The organism is Bradyrhizobium sp. Ken01 (assembly GCF_055807355.1).
On the sequence record NZ_JBVVPC010000011.1, the window covers coordinates 148,414 to 164,095 of the forward strand.

Annotated in this window: 15 protein-coding genes; 7 read left to right on the forward strand and 8 right to left on the reverse strand. The window is 63.3% G+C overall.

Translation table 11 applies throughout. The features are described from left to right. Window positions 1-2: 2 nt before the first annotated feature. Entirely contained in the window at window positions 3-902 is a 900-nt protein-coding gene (locus AC0L3S_RS14005; RefSeq protein ID WP_473260915.1) for a transcriptional regulator GcvA, read from the reverse strand. Between the two features lie 110 nt (window positions 903-1,012). Here AC0L3S_RS14005 and AC0L3S_RS14010 point away from each other — a divergent pair, with 110 nt between their 5' ends. Both AC0L3S_RS14010 and AC0L3S_RS14015 read left to right on the forward strand, forming a co-directional pair. Beyond that, a complete protein-coding gene (locus tag AC0L3S_RS14010) occupies window positions 1,013-1,216 on the forward strand; it encodes a DUF1127 domain-containing protein (RefSeq protein ID WP_007599575.1) in 204 nt (67 codons plus the stop codon). Window positions 1,217-1,294: 78 nt separating this feature from the next. After that, on the forward strand, window positions 1,295-1,918 hold the full coding sequence (locus AC0L3S_RS14015; RefSeq protein ID WP_473279455.1) for a GNAT family N-acetyltransferase: 624 nt from the start codon (window positions 1,295-1,297) through the stop codon (window positions 1,916-1,918). Window positions 1,919-1,968: 50 nt separating this feature from the next. Here AC0L3S_RS14015 and AC0L3S_RS14020 read toward each other — a convergent pair whose 3' ends face one another. Together AC0L3S_RS14020 and AC0L3S_RS14025 are read right to left on the reverse strand one after the other, a co-directional pair. After that, window positions 1,969-2,799, reverse strand: a complete 831-nt coding sequence (locus tag AC0L3S_RS14020; protein ID WP_473279456.1) for an enoyl-CoA hydratase — start codon at window positions 2,797-2,799, stop codon at window positions 1,969-1,971. 111 nt (window positions 2,800-2,910) lie between these two features. Further along, window positions 2,911-3,612 carry an SDR family NAD(P)-dependent oxidoreductase gene (locus AC0L3S_RS14025; RefSeq protein ID WP_473279457.1) on the reverse strand — a complete coding sequence of 234 codons (702 nt, stop codon included), beginning with the start codon at window positions 3,610-3,612 and terminating at the stop codon, window positions 2,911-2,913. Window positions 3,613-3,842: 230 nt separating this feature from the next. Between AC0L3S_RS14025 and AC0L3S_RS14030 the strand changes: the two genes are divergently transcribed. From AC0L3S_RS14030 to AC0L3S_RS14050, 5 genes are all read left to right on the forward strand, one after another. Further along, window positions 3,843-5,627, forward strand: coding sequence for an acyl-CoA dehydrogenase family protein (locus tag AC0L3S_RS14030; protein WP_473279458.1), 1,785 nt, complete (start codon window positions 3,843-3,845; stop codon window positions 5,625-5,627). Window positions 5,628-5,671: 44 nt separating this feature from the next. Then, entirely contained in the window at window positions 5,672-6,760 is a 1,089-nt protein-coding gene (locus AC0L3S_RS14035) for a Zn-dependent alcohol dehydrogenase (RefSeq protein WP_219682968.1), read from the forward strand. A 723-nt stretch (window positions 6,761-7,483) separates the two neighbouring features. Beyond that, window positions 7,484-7,939 (forward strand): hypothetical protein, encoded by a 456-nt coding sequence (locus AC0L3S_RS14040; RefSeq protein ID WP_473279459.1) that lies wholly within the window; start codon window positions 7,484-7,486, stop codon window positions 7,937-7,939. After that, window positions 7,924-8,616 (forward strand): acyltransferase family protein, encoded by a 693-nt coding sequence (locus tag AC0L3S_RS14045; protein WP_473279460.1) that lies wholly within the window; start codon window positions 7,924-7,926, stop codon window positions 8,614-8,616. Before AC0L3S_RS14040 ends, AC0L3S_RS14045 begins: the two co-directional genes overlap by 16 nt. A gap of 115 nt (window positions 8,617-8,731) precedes the next feature. Then, complete coding sequence (locus tag AC0L3S_RS14050; RefSeq protein WP_473279461.1) at window positions 8,732-9,922, forward strand: acyltransferase family protein; 1,191 nt, start codon at window positions 8,732-8,734, stop codon at window positions 9,920-9,922. A 55-nt stretch (window positions 9,923-9,977) separates the two neighbouring features. On the opposite strand, the gene AC0L3S_RS14055 is transcribed toward AC0L3S_RS14050, so the two are convergent. From AC0L3S_RS14055 to AC0L3S_RS14075, 5 genes are all read right to left on the reverse strand, one after another. Then, window positions 9,978-10,253 carry a DUF1488 family protein gene (locus AC0L3S_RS14055; RefSeq protein WP_473279462.1) on the reverse strand — a complete coding sequence of 92 codons (276 nt, stop codon included), beginning with the start codon at window positions 10,251-10,253 and terminating at the stop codon, window positions 9,978-9,980. Between the two features lie 77 nt (window positions 10,254-10,330). Continuing rightward, a complete protein-coding gene (locus tag AC0L3S_RS14060) occupies window positions 10,331-11,809 on the reverse strand; it encodes an AMP nucleosidase (protein ID WP_473260935.1) in 1,479 nt (492 codons plus the stop codon). A gap of 178 nt (window positions 11,810-11,987) precedes the next feature. Further along, window positions 11,988-13,322: an HlyD family type I secretion periplasmic adaptor subunit gene (locus AC0L3S_RS14065; protein ID WP_007605181.1), complete on the reverse strand. Its 1,335-nt coding sequence runs from the start codon at window positions 13,320-13,322 to the stop codon at window positions 11,988-11,990. Further along, entirely contained in the window at window positions 13,319-15,064 is a 1,746-nt protein-coding gene (locus AC0L3S_RS14070) for a type I secretion system permease/ATPase (protein WP_473279463.1), read from the reverse strand. Before AC0L3S_RS14070 ends, AC0L3S_RS14065 begins: the two co-directional genes overlap by 4 nt. Window positions 15,065-15,324: 260 nt before the next feature. Beyond that, on the reverse strand, window positions 15,325-15,594 hold the full coding sequence (locus AC0L3S_RS14075; RefSeq protein WP_007605178.1) for a GlsB/YeaQ/YmgE family stress response membrane protein: 270 nt from the start codon (window positions 15,592-15,594) through the stop codon (window positions 15,325-15,327). Window positions 15,595-15,682: the final 88 nt, after the last annotated feature.

Consider the following 15,682-nt stretch of genomic DNA (forward strand, 5'->3'; position numbering starts at 1 on the left):
TCTCAGGCTTTATTCTGCGTTGCAGCGATCATCCAGTCGCGGAATGCGGCGAGCTTCGGCGCCTCGCGGCGGCCCTCCGGCGCGACCAGGTAGAAGCCGGCATCGGCCGGCAGCGCGATCTTGAAGGGGACGACGAGCCGGCCCTTGGCGATGTCGTCCTGGACGTAGGAGGTCCGCCCCATCGCGACGCCGATGCCGTCGATCGCGGCCTGGATGGTCATGAAGATCATGTCGAAGGTGATGCCGGGCTGCCTGGCGATGTCGGCCGGCTGACCCGCCGCCGTCAACCACAGCCGCCAGTCGTCGCTGTTGGCGTTGGAGGTGTGCAGCAGCATGTGGCTCTTGAGGTCCTCGGGACAGCGCAACGGCTTGTCACCGCGCAAGAGAGACGGGCTGCAGACCGGAAACAGCTCGTCCGCCATCAGCCAGTCGGCGCGCAGACCCGGCCATTGGCCGCGGCCGTAGCGGATCGCGGCATCGACATTGTCGCGCTGGAAGTCGACGAGGCCGGTCGAGGTGGTGATGCGGACGTCGATGCCGGGATGGTGCTCCTGGAAATCGGTCAGCCGCGGCAGCAGCCATTTTGCGGCAAGCGATGCCAGCGTCGAGACCGTCAGAACCTTGTCGTCGTCCTTGCGCAGCAGCCGGTCGGTGGCGAGGCGAAGGTCGTTGAAGGCGGCGCGGACGCCCGGCAAATAGTCGCGCGCCTCCGGCGTCAGCGTCAGCGCGCGGTTCTGCCGGACGAATAGCCGGATGCCGAGCTCCTCCTCAAGCCTGCGGATCTGATGGCTGATCGCGGTCTGGGTCACGTTCAGCTCGGACGCGGCCAGCGTGAAGCTGAGATGCCGCGCGGCGGCCTCAAAGGCCCGCAATCCGTTCAGGGAGGGCAATCTGGCAGTCATCTGGCAGCAGGATACATGACGTTATTTCATGCGAAAGAGTACAAATTGTCGTTTGTCGCAGTGCATCAGCAGGCAGATATTAGCGGTCAAGTTAGCTCAAGGAGCTGAAAATGTCTACTCTGACCCAGAATTCGATGACAAATCATCATGCACCCGGCCTGATCCACCAGATCGGCGAGACCCTTCACGTCTGGCACGAGCGCTACCGGACCCGCCGGGAGCTTACTAACTGGTCCGCGCGTGACCTTCAGGACGTCGGGCTGTCCTGGAGCGATGTGGCCTACGAGGCCGACAAACCCTTTTGGCGGGCCTGATTGGCCGCCAGGCCGGCGCCGCCTGACTGTGGGGCGCCGGCGGTCTCCTTTCCCTTTGGTCCCCTTGGGGCGCGTGCCATGAGCACCCTTCGCCTGGAAGATCTGAAGCAATATTCGGACACGTTGCGCACGCGGCACGGCGAGGCGCTGCGCGTTCGTTTCGTCGAGCCGCGCGACACCGAGGAGCTCCAGTATTATTTTCGCTCGCTCCCGACGCGCTCCCGCTACAACCGCTTCTTCGGTGCGATGAGCGAACTGCCGCAGGGCCTCCTGCAGGAATTCCTTCAGGTCGGCGAGCGCGAACGTTTTACCGTGGTGGCGACCATGATGGTCGACGGCTTCGAGACCATCGTCGCCGAAGCGCGCTACGCACTGCATGCCGAAACCGCGACGCTTGAATTCGGCCTGTCGGTTGCGGACCGCCGGCAGGGCCAGGGCATCGCCACCGCGCTGATGAAGAATCTCGAATGCCGCGCGGCCGCGCTTGGCGCCGACCACATGTTCGGCGACACGCTGCGCTCCAACGCGGCCATGATCTCGCTCGCGCGCAAATCGAGCTTCGCCTTCGTCAATCATCCGGACGACTGGAAGCTGGTGCGCTTCGACAAGGAGATTTCCGTCGCGCCGAAGGACATTCCCTGCGCGAGCTGGCGCCTCGTCGCTCTTTCCCGTCAGGCCGATAGCCCCTCAGCCTCGGCCTGACACCACTCGAGCCCGGCTCTGGTCAAACGGAGCCGGGCTTTTTTTCGCCGCTACTTCCCCGTGAACACCGCCTTGCGTTTCTCGATGAAGGCTTGCACCGCTTCCTTGTGATCGGCGGTCGTGGTCAGGCGGACCAGCCGCTCGGCTTCGTGATCGCGCGCGGTCTCGAAGTCGAACAGCAGGGCCTCGTCGAGATTGTCCTTCATGTAGCGCAGCGCGAGGCGCGGACCTCCAGCGAGGGATTTAGCCAGTGCGAAGGCCTCCGCCTGCAATTTGTCGTCGGGCACCACGCGGTTGACGAGGCCGATGGCCTCGCACCTGGAAGCATCGACCCGATCGCCGGTGAACAGCAGCTCGCGCGCCCGCGCGGTACCGACGAGGCGCGTCAACAGCCACGCGATGCCATAATCGCCGCTGAGCGCGATGCGCGCATAGCCGGTGGCCACGAAGGCCGATTGCGCGGCAATGCGGATGTCGCAGGCCATGGCGATGGCGAGCCCCGCGCCGACCGCCGGCCCCGGCAATGCCGCGATGGTCGGCTTGCGCACCGAGACCAGTGCGCCGGTGAGCAGGCGTTGCCGCTCCTGGAGATCGGCGATGCGATCTTCCTGCGACATCTCCAGCTTCTTGGGGTCGCGATGCGCACCCATGCCCTTGACGTTGCCGCCCGCGCAGAACGCTTCGCCCGCGCCGGTGATCAGCAGCGCGCCGACATCGGGGTTCTCGCCGCAGGAGCGGATCATGGTGCGCAGCGCCGGGGTCAGCGCGTCCGACAGCGAGTTGCGCGCCTCGGGCCGGTTCATCGTGATCAATGCGACGCGATCGCGGATCACGCACAGGAGTTCACTGGTGCCGGTATCGATGGTGATTTCCGTGGTCATGATTCCCGCCCTTGTCGGGTGGGCAAAGCGAAGTGTGCCCACCATTGCTGTTTCGTCGTTGATGGTGGGCACGGCGCTATGCGCCTTTGCCCATCCTACGGCAGCTTGCCTTCAAAACTTCTCCACCCACGGCCGCAGCTCCAGCTCCCAGCTCCAGGCGCTGCGCGGCTGCTGCAACACGTTCCAGTAGCTCTCCGCAATCGCATCGGGATCGAGCATCGAATCCGGCTTGTCCGGCGCTTCCGTGCGCGCTGCACTCCTGATGCCGCCATCGATCACGAAATGCGCGACATGGATGCCTTGCGGCGACAATTCGCGCGCCATGCTCTGCGCGAGCCCGCGCAGTGCGAACTTGCCCATCGCGAACGGCGCGGATTGCGCGTAGCCCTTGACGCTGGCCGAGGCGCCGGTGAACAGGATCGCGCCGTGTTGGTTCGGCAGCATGCGCCTGGCCGCCTGCTGCGCCACCAGGAAGGCGCCATAGGCACTGACCGCAATGGCGTTCGCCACGTCGGCCGGAACGAGATCGACGAACGGCCCGCGCGCCCGACCGCTGGCGTTGTAGACGACCAAATCGGGCGTGCCGATCTCGCGTTCGACGAGGCCGAACAGGCGCTCGACCTCATCAGGCTCGATGGCGTTGCAGGCATAGGCCTTGGCGCCGGTCTCGCTGCAGAGCGCGCCGAGCTTCTCGATTTTTCGCGCGGCCAGCGCAACGCGGATGCCCTGGGCGGACAATAGCCGCGCCAGCGAGGCGCTCAGGCCTTCGCCCGCACCGACGATGAGGGCGATCTTGTATTTCGGGTGTTCCATGACGTGATCTCTCGAAGACGGGAAGCCGCTGATCTATGCACGGTCCGCGCGGACAACCAGCCGGGCGATCACAATTCCGCAGGGCGAATTGCTCCCACGCGGCGATCATGCCTCCCTGACAATTTGCGGCTTTATCCGCTTTCGCGACTGGAGCATGATCGACATCATCTCAAGCGGCAAGCGCCAAATCAGCGCAAAATGGCCGCAAGGCGGAAACGAAGAGGACGATCATGCGACAGCCGGCCCCCGCGCAGCCAAAACAGGTCGCGGCCGCACCATCCGGACTGCTGGCGCCCGACACCACCGGCATGAATTTCTACCGCGCCGATCAGGCACTCACCGATCTCCTGCGCATCCATCTGCCGGAGACGCTATTCCGCCATATCGAGCCGCATCTCGATCGGCTGGGCGAACTCGCCGGCGGACATCTCGACGATTGCGCGCGGCTCGCCGACCGGCACACGCCGGTGCTGCACCATCGCGACAAGTTCGGCCGCGACGTGCAGTGGATCGAATACCACCCGGCCTATCGCGAGCTGGAGAAGGCAGCCTTCGGCGAGTTCGGCATCCACGCGCTCTCGATCCGCAAGGGCATCATGGGCTGGCCGGACAAATATCCCGTCGTCGCCAAGCACGCCTTCACGTTTCTGTTCAACCAGACCGAATTCGGCATGGGCTGCCCGATCAACGTCACCGACGGCTGCGCCAAGCTGCTCGCGAATTTCGGCAGCGACGCGCTGAAGGCGAAATATCTCGACGGCCTGACCCAGACCGACATGAGCAAGCTGACCCAGGGCGGCCAGTTCATGACCGAGAAGGAAGGCGGCTCCGACGTCGGCACGCTGACCACGACGGCGATGCAGGAAGGCGACCATTGGCGCCTCACCGGCGAAAAATGGTTCTGCTCGAACGCCGACGCAAAGATCGTGATGCTGCTGGCGCGCCCTGAAGGCGCCGGCCCCGGCACGCGCGGCGTCGGCCTGTTCCTGATGCCGCGCTTCCTCGACGACGGTTCGCAGAACCACTACCGGATCGTGCGTCTGAAGGACAAGCTCGGCACGCGCTCGATGGCCTCGGGCGAAATCAAGCTCGAAGGCGCGATCGCCTACGCGGTCGGGAAGCTCGACCGCGGCTTCGTGCAGATGGCCGAGATGGTGAACTCGTCGCGGCTTTCAAATGGCGTGAAGTCCACCGCGCTGATGCGCCGCGCCTACCATGACACGATGACGGTGGCAAAAAATCGCGTGGTGTTCGGCAACCGCATCATCGACCTGCCGCTGGGCCGGCGCCAGATGCTGAAAATCATGCTGCCGGTCGAGCAAGCGTTGTCGATGAGCTTTCTCACTGCGGACGCGCTCGACCGCGCCGAGGCCGGCAGCCAGGATGCAGCCGCACTGCTGCGCATCCTGACGCCGACCTTGAAATTCCGCGCCACCCGCGATGCACGAAAGGTCTGTGGCGATGCGCTCGAGATGCGCGGCGGCATCGGCTATATCGAGGAGTTCGCGACCGCCCGCCTGCTCCGCGACGCGCATCTCGGTTCGGTCTGGGAAGGCACCGGCAACATCGTCGCGATTGATGCGCTGAGGCGCGCGGTCGGCCGCCACGGCGCCGAATTCGCGCTCGCCGCCGATCTGCACGCCCGCCTCGATGACAGCCCCTCGGTGCCGCAGGCCTGGCGCGACCGGCTCCGCGGCCTCACCGATCGCGCGGTCGGTTTTGCGCGCGAGGTCGCGGCCAAATCCGAAAACGAAGCCGATGCGCGCCGCGCCACCAGCCTGCTCTATCATGTCGCCAGTGCCGTGGCGCTCGCCTGGGAGGCACATCGTATTCACGACATGCGCGGCGATGCGCGAAGGCTGTTGTTGTCGCGGCTGGTGGTCGACCACCGGGTGTCGCCGAGCGATCCGTTCCGGCTGACGGAAAATGCCGCGCAGCAGAAGATTGCCACGCTGCTGCTCGGCGACCGCGCAGCTGATATGAGCGAGGTTGGCGAACTGGTCCTGGCGGCGTAGGCTGCACCCACGTTCAAAGCAAAAAAAGCGATAGGGAGTGCTCGATGAAGGCCGCCGTCCTCCATGAAGTCAACAAGCCTCTGGTCATCGAGGATGTCAGCCTGCCGAAGCCCGGCCCGCGCGAGGTCCTGATCCGGACCTCGGTCGCAGGCCTCTGCCACTCCGATCTGCACTTCATGGAAGGCCTTTATCCGCATCCGCTGCCCGCGGTGCTCGGGCACGAATCGGCCGGAATCGTCGAGCAGGTCGGCTCCGACGTCACCTATGTGAAACCGGGCGACCATGTCGTCACTTGCCTGTCCGTGTTCTGCGGCACCTGCGACAATTGCACCACGGGCCGCACTGTGCTCTGCACCGACACCACGGTGAAATTGCTGCCGGGGGCGTCCAACCGGATGCAATGGGCCCGCTCCGAGAAGCTGCATCAGTTTCTCAACCTCTCGTCCTTCGCCGAGCAGATGCTGGTGCACGAGAACGCGATCGTCAAAATCCGGAAGGAGATGCCGCTCGATCTTGCGGCGCTGATCGGCTGCGGCGTCATTACCGGCTACGGCGCGGTCGTGAACACGGCGAAGGTGACGGCCGGCGAGACCGTGGCCGTGATCGGCTGCGGCGGTGTCGGCATGGCTGCGATCAACGGCGCGCAGATCGCGGGCGCCGGCCGCATCATCGCCATCGACACCAATCCGGCCAAGCTCCAGCTCGCGACCAAGCTGGGCGCGACCGACATCATCAACCCGGCAGACGGCGACGTCGTGAAACAGGTGCGCGATCTCACCAATGGCGGCGTGCATCATTCCTTCGAGGTGCTCGGCCGCAAGGAGACCGCCGAGCAGGCCTTCGGCATGCTCGCTTCGGGCGGCACGGCCACCATCGTCGGCATGATTCCGTTCGGCCAGAAGATCGAGCTGCATGGCTTCGATTTCCTGCGCGAGCGCAGGATCCAGGGCTCCTCGATGGGCTCGAACCATTTTCGCGTCGACATGCCGCGGCTGGTGGATTTTTACCTGCGCGGCCGGCTGCACCTGGAGGACTGGATCTCGGCCAAGCTCAAGCTCTCCGAGATCAACGAAGGGTTTGCCAACATGAAGGCCGGCAAGACGCTGCGCAGCGTGATCATGTTCGACAGCTGATGGCCGGATCAGGCAGGGCGCTCAGGATTGAGGCAACTGCTCCGGGCCGGCCAAGTCGCAACGCGACTCTTTCAGGAGCAGCAGCGCCGCAGCTGTGACGAGACCCGTGGCGAGCAGGTACAGGGCGAGATGTTCAAACCGGGCCCTGCGAAGACCAGGTACGAGAACAGTCCCGCGGTCGACACGATAAAGCCGAGCCAGGCAAACCTCGGAAAGCGAAATCCACGTTCACCGCGCCAAAGATCAAGCACGAGGTTTGCCATTAAGCCGATGTTGCCGGATAGCTCGCGCGGCGTGCCACGGGTGAATGACCGTCGTGTCCTGAATGGCATCTTCTGGGTCTTCAATCCGGAGCTTCTCTTTCCGGCTTAACTGGGCGCCCGTCGGTTCCATATTTGGAGGGCCGCCGTCAACTTTAGGAACAAATTCTTCACCAACACAAACGATAGTACTCATTGTAAATACAACCGCACGATGCGCGTGCTAAAACCCCAAGAAGCAGCGCGAAGTTTCACGTCTGCTGTCGCAATTGGGAATCTGGAATGTTCAGCGGACTGACCTACTCCGCATGGGGGCGCTCCCCCGCATTGGAACGTCGAAAGGCATGCGGATCGCGGGTTCAAGTGCGCTGGGAGCCCGCCACGCGTCGGCGGATCGAGAAGTGCTGCTGGTTGATCGCCGCTTCGGCGTGCGGCTTTGTGGCCTCCCGCTAAGACCACAACCATGTTCAGTCTTGCTGATCAGCTGGCTCTTTCGCGCAATCGGCCTGCAGGTTTCGATTACATGCGGATTGCGCTGGCGGCCGCGATCATCTGCCTGCACAGCGCGAACGTCACACTTGGCCTCGATCGGGCAATGGAGGTAGCAGGCCATTTTCGCATGGTGAACGCAACGATTCTTGCGCTCTTCTTCGCCCTGAGCGGGTTCTTGGTGACGGGCAGCTTGTTGAGGTGCAAGAGCCTGATTTCGTTTATCGGCCTGCGCGTGCTTCGCATCGCGCCCGCTCTCGTGGTTGAGACGACGCTTTCAGCCATCATCATCGGCCCGATCTTCACCGCGATGCCTTTGACCGAGTACTTCGCGGACCCGAGATTCCATGTCTATTTTCTCAACATGCTCGGCGACGCCACTTCGAACTCCCGGGTGTATTTCTTTACAATCCGGTGCCTGATCTGGTGAATGCTCAGCTCTGGACGGTGCCGTATGAGCTGTGGTGTTACGCTATCCTGGCGCTTCTTGCCGCGACCACGATTTGCTTCAACAGGGCACTATACCTTGGGTTCCTGGTGTTCGCCCAGATCGGCCTCGTCTGGTACGATATCTACCATTCAGACGAACTGTTCATTCACCTTCGCCCGCACATTCTGGTGTTCTGCTTCCTCCTAGGCGTCGGCTTCTACCTCTGGCGCGACAAGGTACCGTTCAACCGGGCGACGGGCCTGTTCGCGCTTGTACTTTGCATGATCGGCATGGCCGGCGGACGCAGCGACGCGATTTTTGCCGTGCCGGCCGCCTATATCGCGTGTTATCTGGGCCTCACGAACCCGCGGCGAATCTGGATCGTGTCGTCCGGCGACTATTCCTACGGGATGTACCTCTATGGATTCGTCATACAGCAGTGCGTTGCAGCGCTGGGCCCGTCGCTTCAGTACTGGTATCTGAACGTCCTGATCAGCCTGCCGATTGCCTTTGGCGTCGCTGTCGCCTCCTGGCACCTCCTCGAGAAACACGCTCTTCGGCTGAAAGGCCAGCTCGAACGATTTGAGACGGCGGTTCTTTCGGCGTTTCGATCGTGGATTACCCATAGGAGGAGGCGTCGCGTGCAATCGCATAGCCGCCCGATTGCTGAAAACTGAACAACTCCTTCTCCGTGAGCAACCGAGTTTTAACCAGTGGTTGCTTTGCTCATCTATCTCTAGGCGCGATTTGGCCCTCGCACGGTCTAAGTCTTTCGAGACTTGAAGGATAAAATTGAAGTCATCAGCAGGTTTGCACTTTATCGGGCTTGACCACGTTCGGGCAGTCGCGGTGCTCATGGTTTTCGCTTGGCACTTCACGCATGCCGCTGGTGCTTATCCTGAGACCTTCGAGGGCGCCCCGGCTGTGTTTCCGCTGGCCCTGTTTGACGAAGGTCACACCGGAGTGGCGCTTTTCATGACGCTCAGCGGATATCTGTTCGCGAAGTTGCTTGACGGCAAAACGATAAACTACCGTGCATTTTTCTGGAACCGTTTGATCCGGCTCGCCCCGCTCCTGGTCCTCGTCCTCATCCTGATCGGGATCATCAGGCATGCGGAGGGCGGGAGGCTTGGTGGATACCTCGCAGATCTAGCGAAGGGATTCGTGGTCCCAGCTTGGCCGAATGGCGCGTGGTCCATCACCATCGAAATGCATTTCTATATCGCGCTGCCCTTTCTGATCTACGCGAGCAGGCGCCATAAGTGGACACCACTCATCTTCGTGGGAGCAGCAATTGCCCTACGCTCCATCATCTTCCTATTGGTCGGCGAAGTAGAATATTTCGCGTACTACACGATCATTGGCCGCATAGATCAGTTCGCTTTGGGCATCACCGCGTTCAGCTATCGACACATTTTCACCGGAAGACACCTTTCCGCCATTGGAATACTCACAGCGTTCACTGTGGGGTTCTGGATGTTCGACATTGCCGGTGGCTACTACGGAACAGAGCGCAATCCGCTGTGGATAATCCTCCCGACCGCCGAAGCCGTCGCTTACTCGTCGCTTGTCGCCTACTATGACACCAGTTTCAGGCTGAGGAACGCTGGCCTTTCATGGGCGTTCTCGAAGATTGGCGAATATAGCTATTCGATCTACCTGCTGCATACGTTCTTCGTGGTCGAACTAGCGGAGTTCGTTCAACGCCACGTCATGGACATTTCGAATTTCTACGTCGCATTGGCGTGGTCATTCGCTTGCTTCACCCTGATGATTCCGATCGGGATCATCAGTTTCGTTTACGTGGAAGCGCCTTTTCTCCGGCTTCGTCGCGTCTATACAAAGCCAATTGCACGAGTCGCATGTCCGCAAGCGGTCCTTCTTGGAAGTCCGACAACGTCCGCTTTCGCGCCGCTGTTGGAGGACAAGCGGACATCACGCGCGCCTACTCTTAGCACCAGATTTTCTAAGTACGCACCCTAGATCTTGACCAACCGATGAACTGCCCCGGAGCATGATTGCGGAGGCCGGAGCGGAACTACGGCTGTAAATGTCGCGTAAAGATCCGCACCACATGACCCCTGACCCGCGGCGCCTCGTCGTAGAGGTCTGACGCAAGCCGCTCGATGGTCTCGCGCAGCGACAGGAACTGGGCCTGCCGGGCGCTGCTTTCGGTGCCCTGCATGCCCGCAAGCTCGTCCATCGCGGCGTCGCTGATCTGGCACTGCACGACCTCGCCGTCGTTCAGCATGGTGAAGCGAAAGGCGAGCCGTTCGAGATCATGGCCAATGATCCTGTCGCGCATGAGTGGCATCAAGTCGTCCCGGTCGCCCCCCGCGCCGAAAATGCCGAAAATCCCGCTGCTTGTCAGCAGCAAAGGCAATCCATCGCCTACTGAAACGCAACTTCGGCGAAACTGCGGAGCTTTCGCGAATGCAGTCGCTCGGATTCCTGCTGCTTGAGCCGTTCCAGCGCCTTCAAACCGATCTCGAGATGCTGGCCGACGCGGCGGCGGTAGAATTCGCTGGCCATGCCCGCGAGCTTGATCTCGCCGTGCAGCGGCTTGTCGGAGACGCACAGCAGCGTGCCGTAGGGCACGCGAAAGCGGTAACCGTTGGCGGCAATCGCGGCCGATTCCATGTCGAGCGCAACCGCGCGCGACTGCGACAAGCGGCGAATGACATCGGGCCCGCTGATCTCCCAATTGCGGTTGTCGACGCTCGCGACGGTGCCGGTACGCATCAGGCGCTTGAGCTCGAAACCTTCGAGCCCGGTGACGTCCTCGACGGCCTCCTCGAGCGCCACCTGCATCTCCGCGAGCGCCGGGATCGGCACCCACAGCGGCAACTCACGATCGAGCACATGGTCCTCGCGCACATAGCCATGCGCGAGCACGTAGTCGCCGAGCCGCTGCGTGTTGCGCAGGCCCGCGCAATGGCCGAGCATCAGCCAGGCATGGGGCCGCAGCACGGCGACATGGTCGGTGACGTTGCGCGCGTTCGACGGACCGGTGCCGATGTTGATCAGGGTGATGCCGCGATAGCCGGGCGCGACCAGATGAAAGGCCGGCATCTGCGGCGCCCGCGCGGGCGCAACGCCTGTCGTCGCGCCGCCGCTGCGCGTGATCACGTTGCCTGGAGCAACGAAAGCGTCGAGGCCGGCCTCGCCAGCCTGAAGCCGCTGCTGGCAGAGCTGCGCGAAGGCGTCGACGTAGAACTGGTAGTTGGTGAAGATCACGAAGTTCTGGAAATATTCGGGGTCCGTGCCCGTGTAATGGTAGAGCCGGCGCAGCGAGTAATCGACGCGGGCTGCCCGAAACAGGGACAGCGGCTCGGGCGCGCCGGGCTGAAGCTCGAAAGTGCCATCGGCGATGGCATCGTCCATGGTGGCCAGATCCGGCACGTCGAACGCATCGCGCAGCGACCGCGTCACCGACGAATTCTCGCTGGTGGTGATGGCGGCTTCGATGTTGATGTCGCGGCGGTAGGCGAAGTGAACGGGGATCGGTTCGCTGGACTCGCCGATTTCGACCGGGACGCCGTGGTTCTGGATCAACAGCCCGATCTGCTCGGTGAGATAGGTCCGGAACAGATCGGGACGCGTGACGCTGGTCTCGTGCACCCCGGGCCGCGCGACGAAGCCGTAGGCGAGACGCGAATCCAGCCGCGCATGCGTCGCGGTGGTGACACGGACGAAGGGATAGAAGGCCCGCACCCGCGTCGTGATTGCCTCGCCGTTGACGTAAGCTTCGAACCGGTCACGCAGGAACTTCGTGTTGCGCTCGTAGATCTCTTCGAGGCGGGCGACGGCGAGGCCAGCCTCGGAAAAGGACTCGGTCGCGACGGAGGGTGGGGATTGGATGGATTGCATTGTTCGACGCCGGGTTGCTGGGGCTGAATCGAACTATAGCAAGAAAACTAAAGCAAAAAAGAAGCCGCCCGTCACTGCGAGCGTAGCGAAGCAATCCAGAAATCCCGCCGCGGAGGCAACCTGGATTGCTTCAATACGCTCGCAATGACGAAAGGAGGCGAGGATGCGCTTCCGCGCGTCACTTCTCCCTGAACGCCCGCATGAACTGGTCGTGCAGCGGCTTCATCAGATAGGACAGCATGGTGCGGTCGCCGGTCTGGACGAAGGCTTCCGCGGGCATGCCGGGGATCAGCCTGGAATCACCGAGCTTGGCGACCTCCTCTGCGGACAGCGAGACGCGGATGGTGTAGTAGCTCTGGCCGGTGCGCTGATCGGTGGTGACGTCGGGCGAGACGCGGCTGACGACGCCGTTGAGCTCGGGCGTAGTGCGCTGGTTGAAGGCGGACAGGCGCAGCAGAGTCTTCTGACCGATCTGCAGCTTGTCGATATCGACCGGATTGACCTTGGCTTCGACCTGGAGATCGTCGGCCTGCGGCACGATCAGCATGAGGGCGTCGCCGGCGGTGATGACACCACCAACGGTATGCACCGTCGATTGCAGCACCATGCCGTCCTGCGGCGCGCGGATGTCGACGCGGCGAAGCTGGTCCTCGGCGGCGACCTTGCGCTCGATCATTTCGCCGATCTTGTCGTTGGTCTCGCGCAGATCCTTGGAGACCTCGCTGACCATATCCTTGTCGACCTGGATGATCTGGAGCTCGGTCTCGGTGATCTTGCCCTTGGCCTGCGCGCGCGAGGCGATGTATTGCGCGCGCTCGCCGTTGAGGCGGGCACTATCGCGTTCGAGCGTGGTCAGACGGGAGATCTGCACCAGGTGTTTGTCATAGAGATCGCGGACACCGATCAGCTCCTGCTGCACCAGCGAGATTTCCCTGTCCTTGGCCCGCTCCTGCGCGGAGAGGCCCTCGATCTCCTCGTTGAGCTGCTGGATGCGCTCGCGCAGCTGCGCCTTCTGGCCGGCGCGCCCGTTGACGCGGACGTCGAACAGCTTGGTTTCGGCCGAGAGCAGCGCCTTGACGTCGGGATCGTTGCCGCGATCGAGCAGCGCTTGCGGGTAGTCGATCCTGTCGATCCCGCGCTGCTCGGCCTGGAGCCGCGCCGCACGCGCCTGCGCGGCGTCGAGATTTTTGGTGACGATGGCGAGGTTAGCCTTGGTGACGGTGTCGTCGAGCCGCACCACGATGTCGCCAGCCTTGACCACGTCGCCGTCGCGAGCACGCACCTCGCCGACGACGCCGCCGGTCGGATGCTGAACCTTCTTGACGTTGGATTCGACCACGATCTGACCCGGCGCGATCAGCGCGCCGGAAATCTGCACCGTCGAAGCCCAGCCGCCGAGGCCGACCAGGAGGACCAGCACGATCCCAAGCCCGAGCATCAGGTGGAACCGGATCGACTGCCGTACGGTCCGCTTCGCGGCAGGCTTTGCGCCGCCGAGCGCCATCGTGCTCATGCCTTGGCTCCGCCTTCGCTGACGATCTTGATCGGCGCCGGCGGCGTCACGCGCGGCTGAAGCACCTGGGCGAGCACCTGCTCCTTCGGCCCGAAGGCCTGCATGCGGCCGTCGCGCAGCACCAGGATCTGGTCGACCGCTTCCACGCCGATCGGACGGTGCGCCACCACGATGACGATGGCGCCGCGCTCGCGCGCCGCGCGGATGGCGCGGGTCAGCGCTTCGTCGCCTTCGGTATCGAGATTGGAATTGGGCTCGTCGAGCACGATCAGGAACGGGTTGCCATAGAGCGCGCGCGCCAGCGCCACGCGCTGTGCCTGGCCCGCGGAGAGCGCCGTGCCCTGCTCTCCGACCTGGGTGTTGTAGCCCTCGCGCATCTTGATGATCATCTCGTGCACGCCGGCTTCCTTGGCGGCAGCGATGATGCCGTCAGAGGTGGCCTCGGGATCGAAGCGGCTGATGTTCTGCGCGATCGTGCCGCCGAATAATTCGACGTCCTGCGGCAGATAGCCGATATGGCGGCCAAGCACGTCCGACGACCACTGGTCGAGCGCCGCACCGTCGAGCCGCACCTTTCCGCGGACCGGTTGCCAGACGCCGACCAGCGCGCGGATCAGCGACGACTTGCCGGAGCCGCTCGGTCCGATCACGCCGAGGCCGTTGCCGGCTTCGAGCGCAAAGGTGATGTCCTGCACGATGAGACGCTGGTCGCCCGGCGGCACCATGGCGATGCCTTCGACCGAGAGACGGCTGGTGGGCGCCTGTAACTGAGTCGGCATCGTCTGCGCCGGCATCTGCTCCAGAAGGCGGGTCAGGCGGTGCCAGCTCTGGCGTGCCGCGACAAAGGATTTCCAGTGCGCGATCGCGAGGTCGACCGGCGCAAGCGCACGGGCTGAGAGGATCGAGCCGGCGATGATGATGCCGGCGGTCGCTTCCTGGTGGATGACCAGATAGGCGCCGACCGCGAGCACGGCCGATTGCAACATCATGCGCAGAACTTTTGCGACCGCGCCGAGACCGCCGGCGACGTCGCTCGCACGCTGGTTGCCGTCGAGATATTTTTCGTTGGCCTCGCTCCAGCGCGCGTTCATCCGGCCGGCCATGCCCATCGACACCATGACTTCGGCATTGCGGCGGCTGGCCTGGGCGAGATCGTTGCGCTGGGCGGCAAGCCCCATCGCCTCTTTCGCCGGCTGGCGGGACATGAACTCGGTGACCAGCGTCAGCCCGACCAGGATGACGGCGCCGACCAGCGCGGTGACGCCAATCATGACGTGGAAGGCGAAGCAGATGGCGAGATAGAGCGGCAGCCAGGGCAGGTCGAAGAACGCGCTCGGGCCCATGCCGCCAAGAAAGGAGCGGACATTGTCGAGATCGCGCAGCGGCTGAAGCCCCTCGTTGCGGCTGCCGACCAGCAGTGGCAGGCGCACGATGGTGTCGAACACCCGCTTGTTCAGGGCTTCGTCCAGCGCGGTGCCGACCCGGCCCAGGATCCGATTGCGGATCATGTCCAGCACGCCCTGCGCCATATAGAGGAAACTGGCGAGGACGATCAGGCCGACCAGGGTCGGAATGCTGCGGCTCGGCAGCACCCGGTCGTAGACCTCCAGCATGAAGATCGACCCGGTCAGATAGAGCAGGTTGATCATGCAGCTCATCAAGCCGACGCCGACAAACGCCGTGCGACAGGCGCGCAGCGCATCACCGAGCTCTGAGCGGCGGACGCCGGGAACGGCTGCCATCAGTCTGATCTCTTTCGGGTAGGGGCCAAAGCCCCTGATTTCAAAGGCAAATTCAGGAGTAATTGACCCGGATTAACATCGCGTTTGCGCTCATCGCCCAACGCAGTCGAACACCCGGGACCCCTATAGCCCACATCACCCGCGACCGGCCTTGCACGCAAGTCCGGAATCCCACGATCTTGCGGCTTTTTCTTGCAGACATGTCACCTCTCCCCGGGCGGGGAGAGGTCAAAAGTTCGATCAATTGAACTCGGGCGCCATTAGAACCGGCCGCCGCCGCGGACCAGCCGCACCACCAGCAGCAGGATGACCGCGCCGATCGCGGAATAGATGATCTCCGAGATCAGTCCGGTGCCGATGTGAATGCCAAGCTTCGGAAACAGGAAGCTTGCCACCAGCGCGCCGGCGATGCCGACCACGATGTCGCCGATGATGCCGAACCCGGTTCCGCGCACCACCTTGCCGGCCAACCAACCAGCCACCAGGCCGACGAACAGGATGACAAGCAGGCCTTCATTGGAAATGTACATAAGTGAGGTCCCTCTCCGTGAACGGTTCCATGGAAGCGGAACCGGGATGAACGAGGTCTGAATGCTGTTCCCCGCTCGCCGCTTGGAG